We start from the raw sequence: 10,447 nt of genomic DNA on the forward strand, positions 1-10,447 counted from the left end.
CTCAGCTTTGTTCGGATTCACGGTCAGTAAATTGCGCTGCCGCGAGAGCACGCAGCTTTTTCTTGTCGACCTTGCCGATGTTGATCAGTGGAATTTCGTCGACAGTGATCACCTGGTCCGGCACCTTGTATCGGGCTACGCCTCGGGTGAGGAAATCATCCAGAATGGCGGAGCGGTTAACGCCTGGTTGGGCGACGATGGCTGCAACGGTGCGCTCTCCCAGTGCTCTATCTGGCATTGGGAAGACGGCTGCAGCACTAATGCCTGGAGTTCCAGACAAGAGTGTCTCGACCTCAGAAGGGGAGACGTTTTCGCCCAGGCGATTGATCTGTTCAACCACGCGCCCGCACAGCACCAGGTTGCCGTCCTCGGTAAGGTAGCCACGGTCACCGGTGCGGAAGAAACCATCCTCGGTGAAACAGTCCGGGGTATCGCGGTTTCCTTCGTAGCCGAAGAAAGTATAAGGGCCCTTTTCTAGTATCTCTCCCGGCTCGCCTCCCGGGCCATCGATTACCAACTCGTCAGCATCAGAGATGGGACGACCTTGCGTGCCAAGAATCACCGCTGGAGGGTCATCAATACGCGTGAACGTAGTGATGCCTTCACCCATGCCATAACCCTGGTGGATACGCACACCGAAACGATCCTGTATTGCCTCACCTAAGCCGTCGTTAAGCGCCGCTGCGCCAATGATAATTCGCTCCAAGGAAGAGAAATCTGCGGGAAACCACTCTGCGGCCTCCACCCACACCTGGGCTACCGCAGGAACTAGTGCAGTCAGCGTGACCCCGTGGGTCGCAATGGCCGGAAACGCCTCATCGAAGGCTGCGCTGGTGCACAGAACCACAGTGCCGCCCGAAAGCAAGGTGCCCAGAATCCCGGGCTGAGCTAAGGCGAAATCATGAGAGGTAGATAGAACCGCCAAGTATACCGTATCTGGCCCGACGCCGCAGCACTGTGCCGCCGCACGGGTGTTATATGCATACGCCTCATGTACCCGGGGAATTATTTTTGGCATGTTCGTGGTTCCGCCAGACAAAAGATTCAGCGCAACGCTGCGTGGATCCGGCCACTTAGTAGGCGGAGAACATTTGGTAGAAATCGGGGCAGTGAAGAGACCTGGCAGAACTCGGTACGAGGACTCCTTGTCGTGCGTGGGTCCGTTATCGGCCCACAGTTCTTTGAGTCCGAGCTCGCCGGGTCCCATAGCCTCTACCATGGCTACGGTGTCAAAACCGAGATGGTCGCGGCTACCGATATAAGCAACTGGGTGTAAAGACTCACACAACGCTGCAACTTCGGCCTCTCTATGCGCGGGAAGCAGCAGGGTTGGGATAGCACCCACGCGCATCAGCGCAAGCAGAGTCACCACATACGCTGCGGTGTTTGGCAGTTGCAGTAGCACGTGGTCTCCTGGCGAGAGGCCGCTTTCTCGTAGCTCCTCGGTGAACACACAAAGTGATTGCTCGAGTTGTGCGTAGGTCAGGTGTGCGTCGTCAGCGATGACAGCTACATGGTCCGAATAAATCTCGGATGATTCGAACAGTTCCTGGCACAGGCTTTTTCGGGCCAGGTGGCCGGTGCCTTCGTAATGCTTCAACACACTGTTGCGGTCGATATCGCGCCCTCTCATGCAAACTCCAAATCAATCGTGCCTGTGCCGGAACGGCAGGTGAGGCCGCCGTCGACACCAACGTGCTTACAAATGCTTAATGTCTTCTCACTGGCCGCAAAATCGATGTCGGTTATGTGGGTAATCCCGTTAGGATGCGGGGTGCTGCGATGGGTATCAATGGCAAAGGGGGTCACGAAAAGTGGGATCGCCCAGTCGTCGGGTGACAGACACCAGCAGGCGAGCCGTCTGCCAGCGGGATCCTTGCGGGAGAACGGGATTGTCAGGCTCTTGGTTTGATGAGAATCAAAAATCTCCTTTATGTGGTCAAATTCCTTGCGCTGCGCCTCCAGTACCACCCGTGAGTACCCCTGTGACATGGTGGCGAATCTGTCATAGGAGTCGACGAATTTTCCATTGCCAGTAAGGTGTAAAAGTTGGCGGAAAAACGGTGGTACGTCGGCTCGCTCTCGTATCTCCAGGTAGGGACCCTCGCAGAAATAAATAAGCGCGCTTGCAGCGTTTTTCTGTTGTCCTGGTTCAACGTCAAAGCCGCGCGAACGGAAGTAATTAATTGAGTTCTCTAGGTCGTCTGCTTTATAGATAATGTGTCCCACATTAGCCATTTCGTTGTTCCCTCTCCGTGAAGAACGGAAGTAGTGAGGGTACGTTCTCCTGTAGCAGGCAGGTGGCATGAGAACCGGCCACGGCATGTATCTGCAGGTTGCCGAGCACGGTCGCTGGCCAATCGATGTCTCCGCCTAGGCTCGGGTAAAAACCAGTTACACCTTCGGTAGGCTGCAGTACGACTACATCACCGAAATAGACATCGGGGACGTAGTCGATGGTTCCGAGTAACGAATGCCGGAAGACATCGTATAGGATGTCCAGCATCCCGCGAGTGGACTCGGAGTCTGTGTCGAATTCACGGATGCTTCGGTAGATGAGTTTGCGGCGCGCCCTGGGACTCAACACCGCCATCTTTTGGAAGAATTCCCCGATATCTGCGTATGGGCCTTCAAGGGTACACAGTTCTTCGTCACTGATATTGCGGTTGATGCCATCAAGGGTGTGCTCCAGGGCTGCTGCGAGGGTTTTGAGGTCGAAGTTCGCCCCCATTGCACTTAGGTCAGCGTTGAAAATGCACCCATAGGCGAGCTCACACAGTAGTTCATTAGTGACCCGGTGCGGGCACTGGTGGGTGCTGATGCAAGTTACCTGGCGCACGTCGCGGCCGAGTTCGGTGAGCGCCTTCGCGGTCTCCAGCGCTAACATACCGCCAATGCAGTAGCCGACCAACTGATAAGATTCCATATCCAACTCATCAAGTTCCTGGGCGTAGCTCTGGGCCAGATCCCTGATCAGCGTACGGGTTGTGTAGTCCAGGAATCGATCTGCGTCACCAGCGGTAAAACCAACGTGGGCAATCTCTGGCTGGCGTTGAAGCAGTTCGGGCATCAAGAACTCGTAGTCCTTCAGGCGGCCAGTGCCAGCGTGGATCATCACGCGGCAGAACGTTGCGTCCTTCGGCAATCGGTATACATGCAGATTTGAAGACCCAGTTGGAGAGCCACTGGCTACAGTAGACAGAGCAGTCAGTTCAGGGGAGGTATGATTAGCAGAATTAACGGCTTTTAATGCTTCGGGTTGACAGCTACTTCCTGCAGCCTGTGCTAGCGCGGAAATGCCTGCGATGGTTGGCACCTTGAGTACGCCACGCATAAGGGCGTCCCACGTGTGCTGCTGTAGGCCAGGTATTTCTTGGCGGAGCCGGGTTACCGTTTCGGCCATGAGCAGTGAGTCACCCCCAAGCGCATAGAAGTCATCATTGCGCCCAACCTCCGTGGTGTCGAGGACATCGCGCCAGATAGTCGCTATCTGCTCTTCCGTTTCGTTGCGTGGAGGATCGATCCGGTTGTTGGGGCTTCCCACCGGTTCTAAGCAGAGTTGCGCTAGGGCCTTGCGGTCTACCTTGCCATTTGAGGTTAACGGCAATTCCGGTAGTACATTGACGGAAGCCGGAACCATGTAACCCGGTAGGTGAGCACGCAGGTAGCCCAGAATGTCTTCACTGTTGAGCGTGGGGACATCGTCGTCATCGGCACCAACGATGATGAGTCGTTGCCCGCATTCGCGCAACGGGTCACTAGTGTTTGGGTACTCCGCGATGCGGTGCATCTGGGTATCCCTGAAGACCTGATCCCACTGCGCGTCCTCGATGAACACCTTGTGTGATTCCGCACGGTGGTCCGTGAAATCAACCAGATTCATCTTGATGGACACCGAGATAAGGGCTGCGTAAAGTTCAGTGATCGGCTCTACTATGACGATCACGCCCCCGGGGCGGCGCAGCTGCTTTAAGCGGGTGAATGACTCCTCGATATTTACTGAATTATGCAGTACGTTGGCGCACAAAATGATGTCGTAACCGCCGAACTCTACATCTTGCGATGTGCAGTCTGAGTTCATATCAAACAGGCCATAGGTCATGGCACCACAATGCGCGAACATTTTTTGGGCTTTATGTAGGAAGAATGTCGAAATATCGGTGAAGCGGTATTCGATTACGTTCTCGGGGAGTCGGCTAACAATTTTTTCCGTCGTAGCACCTATGCCAGCGCCGACCTCGAGGATCCTTACCGGATGATCAGCGTGGTGCTCGGCAATGCCGATCACTGCCTCTGCGGCCGCAGCATTCATCGCCTTGCTAATGCGGTTTTCGCCGTAAATGGTGCGGGCGTTATGGGTATCTCCCTCCGGGAAGAACACCTCGGTGGGACTGATCTCTCCGCGCAACTGGGAAAGAAGCGCCTCAGCTGCGTGCCGTTGGTAATTGAATAATTCCTTACTGTTATTGATTTCCGCTTCCATGTTGCCGAACTGATCCCAGGCCTCTCCGAACACGAAGAAGTCCAGGGTCTGTTGGCTGACAGTCCAACCCTCATCATCCTTAGTGGCTAAGCCTTCTCCAGTCAGAATATTGAGCCAACGGGTTATGAGTTCGCGATACTCTTCGGAGGGATGGATCGCCGCGGTGATTTCCGTAAGAGTGTGGTATTTTCCTGCAACGAGGAAAACACCGGCTTGTTGGAAAGCCGCGAGCAAAGCAGCCATCGCGGCTTCGTTTCCCAGCCGCATCCATGTGGCAAATATTCCCGTGTCAAGGCTCGTATCTGCAGGTGTCCAGCGCTGCTCAAGCATTGTACGGAGCTCCGAGTTTCTGATTTGCCCAGCATCCTTGAGCTCATCTTTGTCGCTCTGTGCATCAGTGACGAAAGCATGTAGTTTAATTGGGTCACTGGTTTCCTGGGTGAGTACTATAGCGCGTTCGACGAAGTCGTTGGATTCGAGGACTCCTTCTATCTCGCCGGTTTCCACTCGATAGCCGTTGATTTTTAGTTGATTGTCCCGACGGCCGTGAAACTCGATTACGCCGTCTGGGCGGTAGCTTCCTATATCCCCGGTAGCGTACATACGTGTGCCATGCTTTTCGGAAAAGAAAAATTTCTCTGCTGTGGAGGTTGGATCGTTGAGGTAACCGGTGGCTAGGCTTTCCCCGGAAATATGGATTTGCCCTCGCACCCAGTCCGGACACTCATTGCAGGCCTCGTCGAGCACCCACATTCCTTGGTTGGGTAACGCGGTACCATATGGTATGCTAGTTTCATTTGTGTGACAGGTCATCGGGTGGAAAATCGACCATATTCCGCCCTCCGTGGCGCCGCCGAGGCTGATGAGTTCAGCATTAGGGAAGTGGGGTGCAGCATGCGCTGGGAGAGTGCCCGGGATCCTGTCTCCGGACAGCATAACCAGGTCTAGGCTGAGGATGTTCGGGTGACGGGTCACCTCTACCTCTCGCACAAGCATTTGGAACAGTGCAGGAACAGAGTTCCAGGTATCGACGTTGTTATCAACAAGGAAATCGATCCATTTGCTGGGGTTTCGCGATTCCTCGTCTAACGGCAGGACCAAAGTGCCACCGCTTGCGAAGGTACCGAAGATGTCATACACGGATAAGTCAAAGGATAACTTCGATACCCCCAATACCGTGCGTCTTTTATTTCGGCCGAGGAGATTGTTCACGCTATCTATGGTGTTCATTGCAGCCGAGTGCGTAACGACAACACCTTTTGGAATTCCGGTGCTGCCTGAGGTGAAGATGATGTAGGCGGTTTCGGTGGGGGAAACCGGTGAGGCTATGGTGCCACTGTACTGTATCGGGCTGAGAGTATCGACGTTGATGTTGGAGATATCGGTATTTTCTTCGGAGAAATGAGAATTAGTGATGACGTTGGCAGGACGACACGCTTCTATCATTGAACGTTGGCGGATTGCGGGTTGCTCGTGATCGATCGGCACGTAGGCTGCACCAGTTGATACCACGGCAACAGCGGCAGCTATTTGCCATACTCCGTTACCTAGGACGATGGCAATGTAATCTCCGGGACCGACATCAGAGAGCTCATGCTGTAATGCCCCGACGTAGCCAGCCAGATGTTGGTAGCTGTAGGTTTTTCCGCCACACACCAGCGCTGGCTGGTGTGGGTGCTGCTGGACGTTATCCCAAAACCCGTCGTGGAGGCATCGGGTGGTCTGCTGTACGTGGGTTTTGTGAATGCGGTTACGGATGGCGATCGTCTTATCGGGCAAGTGGACTGAATCAGTTTCCTGCCACGCCGAACCGTCGTCGACCAGGCGATCGAGTAGGTCGGTAAATGACTCCCACATGTCGTCGATCAACGCCGGTTCAAAGACGTCCTCTCGCACGTCCCAGTTGACGTTGCAAGAGCCTCCGTCCTGGAATGCCTGACAGTCAATCCATACCTGCGGCGTTCGGCTTACGCCGGAGACAAGGTTGTAGGCCGGACCATTGTTGTGCGGTGTGTCTGCACCCAACGCGCTGGTGAATACTACCGGGATTACCGCGGGCTGCCCGGTAGTGCGGGCTATATCGCGCAACACGTCAACCCCGGAATACGCAGCGTGTGATAGCTCTTCGGATAGCTGCTCCTGGGTTGCGTGCACGCGCTCACTAAAGGTTCCAGTGTGCGGATGGCAAGCATGTAGGGTCATCTCGGTAAAGTCTCCGATAATACGGTTGATTCCGGCAATGGCAGAATCTCGGTTCATCGAAGTGACATTGACGCAAAAGTCACTTGTGGAGGACCAACGGCGCAGTACATCGGCGTAGGCGGTAAGTAGCGTCGCCGAAGGAGTGACGCCGTGAGTGCTTGCTGCGTCGGTGAGCTTTGACCATGCTGCTGGCGAGCATCGCCAGGTACGCCGGGTGAAACGCACCGGCATTTCGGATGTGCGATCGGCTGAGGTCAGCGTCGGCAGTAAGGGTTTGCCGGACAACGAGGGGATGATCTCGGACCAGTACTTTTTTGCATTGGTGCGTGCAGCGAAGCCAGCGGCACTCTGGCTGTGGTGGTTACGGGAGGTGATTATATCCCGAAACGTGGTGTCCTCTAGTTCCGGTAGAACGTTACCTGCGTAGAGAGTTAGAAGTTCCTCGACCATCACCCTCACGCTTACAAAGTCGGCGATGATCATGTCCACCGAAAACTGTAGGATGCTGCATTCGTCAAATTGCAAAAGCTGGAATTCGTGCAGTGGCCAGGTGCCCAACGGGTAGCTACGGTTTTCCAATTTTGCGCGGTGACGAAGATACTCGGCGTCCGGGACATCTGGGTTGTGGCCCGCGAGGTCTACAGCTTGTAGCACCGGCAAACTGCGAGATTTAACCACCTGCAGCGAATCCGGTGGAACGACCACTGCAGAGAGCATGTCATGGCGCTGGATGAGTTCGTGCCAGGCCTGTTCAAGGCGGCTGCGATCAAGGCGTTCCGTTCGTATTTCGGCGTAGCTGTGGCACCCGGTGCCACCCAGATCATAGCCTTCGTTCTGACCGGTTGCGTATGCGCGCTGAATATCGGTCATGGGGAAGGGGGCGAACCGTGCTTGCTCATCATGCGGAACGGCCTCCCGCTCACGCAACCATGCCAAAACCTTTTCCTTATTTGACCTTAAGGCCGCGAGGTCTTCCTCGCGCAAGGAACCCTTGGGTGAACGGTAGTTGAGTCGATCGCCGTTCACCCATAGCGCTATACCGCGGGATTCAAGGTCGTTAATCAGCGCTGTGACATCCATGTTATCTCTCCTGTGTTCCGGTGGTTGGGGTTGTTTCGCTCAATGGGGGAGGTATGAGACTCCCCCAGCGGCCACATCAGACTCTCGAGACTGAGTGGTTCGGCATGCATAGCTGCTTGGACGGTACATGTGGGACCCAGTAATTGTCCGGTGCGCGCCCAGACTGCGCACAATGCCAGGAGGTATTCGGCTTCTTGCGCTTCGTTCTTGGAGCACGCCAACTTGTCATATACTTCGTTCAGAAACTCCGCAATGCCTGCAGGCCAGGTATGGTCGTAGAGGGCGACACGGGTAACGCACGGCTCGATAAGGAGATTCTCATGCAACTGTAGAGTGCTCAAACGATCATCGGCAGCAGTGCTTAGCAAGCCAGCTTGATCTCGTGGGATTGGGGTGTTTGGGTGCCAGATGATGGTTCCGTCAGTCTCGGTGAGCACCAGATTTCCGGCGTGCGTGAAAACAGTTATTCGATGCCCCACGTGAGCGAAATCGTCTGGCTTTTCTGGGTCGTTGTGATTAACCACGCGCAAGCAGAGCGGGGTTTTGCGTATCGAACCGGTGAGCGTAGTGAATATTCCGGTAACTTGGGTGTCGTCATCAAAGCTCCATGGGGTAAAACCGCCGGTAATCCTTCCGATGATATCGAGCGTTGAGAATAGAAAGTGAATGCTACATTCGGCGTCTATGTGGATGATTTTGAACTGCCTGGTTAGTGTTGTTGCGATTTCCAAGTACCGGGATATGGTTGGATTCCAGCGGTAGAAGGTGTTGAGCTTGAACTGCACGTTATTTTTCGCTGCCATCCGGTAGCAATCTACAGAGTCTTTCTTGTGGATCGGGTGCTCCATCACTACATGCTTGCCACGGCTTAAAAACTCTAGGGCGAGCTGCGTGCCGGAACCGCCAACGACGCTAGATCTGACCACCACACAGGCAAGATCAAAAGCGGGGAGATCTTCGATCTTGGTACACAGAGGTACGCCTAGCTGCTCTGCCAGCCGGCGCGACTGTTCGCTGCCCTGAGATAGGATTGCTACCAGCGAAAATTTATCCGCAAGCTTTTTTATCCCGTTGATGTATATACGGCCAAATGTTGTGCCGCATACGACGACGCGTACAGTGTTCATGCGACGGGCCTTTCTAGGTTCTGAGCCGAAATACCGGGGTTTTTAAATGAAGCCTGCATCGTCGTCATCACTCCATTGAGGTGCGTCGGTAGTTGCTGTAGGGCCGACGATTTTAATGTCGACGTTGTAAGAGGCCAGTGACGAGAGGACAGTTTGAGGGGCCGGCAGCTCATAGCCCCATTTCGGCCCGGTTAGTAGTTCGTCGCGGATAACGCTTTTTGTCGCTTCCGCAACAAAAAGAGCGGTGATGAAGGTGGAGTCCGGTGCGTGGACACTGCCTGAGACGCGAACAGGGCGGCCCCGTAGGGTGCCGTGGACAGTGGCTTGGATGGCAAACCAGTGGTTCTTTCCGGCATCGAGTTTGGTCTTCGCTGCAGCTATGTCTGCGCACAAATTCATGAGCGTGGTTGGGTCTGATATGTCGGTTTGTGAGAGCGCACGTAAAAGTAACTGCTGGGTGTCCCGGTCCGGTATGGCCGTGACCCCTATGAGGCGCGGAATAGAGAAATCTTGGGCCATCTTGCGTAGCTCGTTGGTGACGAACGGGCTTGCTATGAGTCCGTCATCGCTTGGGAAAGGTTCCAGATCTTCAGCGTGGATGCTCCCAGGTTGGTAAGCCACGAGGTCGCCGTCGACAATCATCTTCCCAGGATGTCCGTAGGAGTTGTGGGTACTTAGCACCACATCGACCAGACCCGACAGCCCGCCCCGGTCGCGTCCACCAGTGCAGAGAGTTACCGATTGACAGTCGTCGATTAGGCCCGCCAGGTGGCGTAGTAATAGACCGCTGAGACCGGGGGTAGCGCCGGCGTTGACCACGCACGGACGGTTGGTGGGATAGTTGTCGAATGAGTTGGCTCCGAACGGGTCTATATAGCCCACTGAGTCTGGTAGTGCCGACGCTACTGAGGTCTTGAGAAGACATGACGGTCCGGCGCAGTTGACGACGACATCAAGGTCACGGGAAAATTTGTTGACAGATTCCTCGTCGTGAGCGTCAACGATAGCGGTGCGCTCATCTGATGTGTGGTGAGACCGATTCCCGCAGTTCACCATATGTCCGCTAGCGCGCAACAGTGCGGCTACTTGGCGGCCTACTTCGCCATGCGAACCGAGAACCCCCACTCTTGCCGTCTCTCCTGTGCGAACCACTCAATGTCCTTTTCTTAGCGAGCACATAACGCCAAATAGGGCCTGTTTAGGTTAGGCTACCCTGCGCGGCAATGAGTTGCAATAGATAGAGGGTAAAACGGCTCTTCCCAATCTAGAGTGCGTAGCAACATAGCTACCTGGCTGGGGGTAGGGGTCGTTGGGCCGGGTCAAAAGGATAGGCAGGGGGTGTTTTGGTGGTGTCGTGGCATAGCAAGAGGCCCTAGACGGTGCAAGATGGTCGTTATCACACAGTCCATCCAGCCACCTAGGGCCCTGACCATGAACTTGTGCAGGTATCAAGCTCCGGGTTTCGTAGAGGCTGTTTTTCTTGGTTTTCTACGCCACAGAGGATGCGACAGCGGTGGTGGTGGGGACCTGACCCCCATGTGGTGGACACCTGATA

The 10,447-nt window shown here is 54.9% G+C and carries 5 protein-coding genes and 1 pseudogene; all 6 read right to left on the bottom strand.

All coding sequences use genetic code 11. The features are described from left to right. Position 1: 1 nt before the first annotated feature. Positions 2 to 1,633 (bottom strand): AMP-binding protein, encoded by a 1,632-nt coding sequence (locus tag HMPREF3158_RS04140; RefSeq protein ID WP_049063288.1) that lies wholly within the window; start codon positions 1,631 to 1,633, stop codon positions 2 to 4. Beyond that, positions 1,630 to 2,238: a VOC family protein gene (locus tag HMPREF3158_RS04145; protein WP_014303369.1), complete on the bottom strand. Its 609-nt coding sequence runs from the start codon at positions 2,236 to 2,238 to the stop codon at positions 1,630 to 1,632. Before HMPREF3158_RS04145 ends, HMPREF3158_RS04140 begins: the two co-directional genes overlap by 4 nt. Continuing rightward, positions 2,231 to 7,765, bottom strand: a complete 5,535-nt coding sequence (locus HMPREF3158_RS04150; RefSeq protein ID WP_070419941.1) for a non-ribosomal peptide synthetase — start codon at positions 7,763 to 7,765, stop codon at positions 2,231 to 2,233. Before HMPREF3158_RS04150 ends, HMPREF3158_RS04145 begins: the two co-directional genes overlap by 8 nt. Beyond that, a complete protein-coding gene (locus tag HMPREF3158_RS04155; RefSeq protein WP_014303371.1) occupies positions 7,747 to 8,892 on the bottom strand; it encodes a Gfo/Idh/MocA family oxidoreductase in 1,146 nt (381 codons plus the stop codon). The genes HMPREF3158_RS04150 and HMPREF3158_RS04155 overlap by 19 nt, the downstream gene beginning before the upstream one ends. A gap of 42 nt (positions 8,893 to 8,934) precedes the next feature. Next, positions 8,935 to 9,534, bottom strand: a complete 600-nt coding sequence (locus HMPREF3158_RS13110; protein WP_235591245.1) for a hypothetical protein — start codon at positions 9,532 to 9,534, stop codon at positions 8,935 to 8,937. A 291-nt stretch (positions 9,535 to 9,825) separates the two neighbouring features. Next, a pseudogene (locus HMPREF3158_RS13355) lies at positions 9,826 to 10,044 on the bottom strand (NAD-dependent epimerase/dehydratase family protein); the annotation flags it as partial. Positions 10,045 to 10,447: the final 403 nt, after the last annotated feature.

The sequence above is a fragment of the Corynebacterium sp. HMSC06G04 genome (assembly GCF_001807365.1).
GTDB lineage: Bacteria > Actinomycetota > Actinomycetes > Mycobacteriales > Mycobacteriaceae > Corynebacterium > Corynebacterium simulans.

Coding starts and splice junctions, on each gene's coding strand:
- HMPREF3158_RS04140 (WP_049063288.1), bottom strand. CDS start 1,633: ATGAGAGGGCGCGATATCGACCGCAACAGTGTGTTGAAGCATTACGAA.
- HMPREF3158_RS04145 (WP_014303369.1), bottom strand. CDS start 2,238: ATGGCTAATGTGGGACACATTATCTATAAAGCAGACGACCTAGAGAAC.
- HMPREF3158_RS04150 (WP_070419941.1), bottom strand. CDS start 7,765: ATGGATGTCACAGCGCTGATTAACGACCTTGAATCCCGCGGTATAGCG.
- HMPREF3158_RS13110 (WP_235591245.1), bottom strand. CDS start 9,534: ATGATTGTCGACGGCGACCTCGTGGCTTACCAACCTGGGAGCATCCAC.
- HMPREF3158_RS04155 (WP_014303371.1), bottom strand. CDS start 8,892: ATGAACACTGTACGCGTCGTCGTATGCGGCACAACATTTGGCCGTATA.